1 protein-coding gene is annotated in these 936 nt (G+C 53.5%); it reads left to right on the top strand.

The genetic code is table 11. The features are described from left to right. Positions 1–488 precede the first annotated feature (488 nt). On the top strand, positions 489–785 hold the full coding sequence (locus OP496_RS18075; protein WP_280565349.1) for a hypothetical protein: 297 nt from the start codon (positions 489–491) through the stop codon (positions 783–785). Positions 786–936 lie beyond the last annotated feature (151 nt).

The raw sequence follows: 936 nt of genomic DNA, 5'->3' as shown, positions 1-936 counted from the left end.
ATATACTTCGGATTATTGATCGTGCTCCTGACATTAATAGCGGCTGTATGGCAGATATGGGGCTAACAAGTCGCGCCACGCGGATGGCCTTTTCTCCGCGTTGCTCCAAAAAGGCCACCGGTGCGCTCTGCGTTCTGTGTCATAAGGAGATAAGGCCATGTCGAAAGTTAACGAGATTCAAATCAAGTGCCTAAACCCAAGATGCGGTACATGGTTCCCTTCGCCGATATCCTTTGGTGATACGGAGTCCTTTGATTCATCCATGCTTGAGGGCAATACGGTTCAATGTCCATCCTGTGGTTCTATGACGCCGTGCAACAAAGAAAATATGCGAGTTCGTGGCAAGGACGGCGGGTTTGTGGGGATTGACACATAATCACACAGAACAAGGCGCAGCAGTACGCGGCCTGCGGCCGCCGGACGTCCCTGACGGGCCGCCGCTGTCGCTGTGCTTTGCGTTGAGCATTGAATAGAGGATGGAGCGGGACATGAGCTACTCCAAAGAGAAAATTATCTCCGAGATTGACGCGTATATGACGAGCCACGGAGGTACCCCTACGGACTGGTACGTCGGTATAGCGGAGAATCCGAGGGAACGTTTGTTTTCCGGTCACAACGTTTCAGAAGACGGAGTATGGATCTATTGTCCAGCGGCGTCGGAAGCCATTGCTCGTTCTGCCGAGAAAGCATATCTGGATACAGGCCACGACGGCGGAGGCGGCGGAGGAGGTGCGAGCACCGACTACGTCTACGCGTACAAGAAGACGCTTTCTACTAGGGAATGACGCCAGCCAATGCCCAACAAGGCGCTCCCTGTGGTCGCCGGACGCTCGTTCCTCGCGCCGCTTATTGCGAGCGTTATGCAACAATTTAGAGACTAGAAGGAGTTTTATGGAAGGTGCGAAAACACAAGTCAGCGTGATCGGTCTTGGTGCC

It is taken from the genome of Chromohalobacter sp. 48-RD10 (assembly GCF_029889785.1).
Classification (GTDB): domain Bacteria; phylum Pseudomonadota; class Gammaproteobacteria; order Pseudomonadales; family Halomonadaceae; genus Chromohalobacter.
Note: the sequence above shows the minus strand (reverse complement) of the source record. Positions and strands in the feature narration are given on the sequence as shown.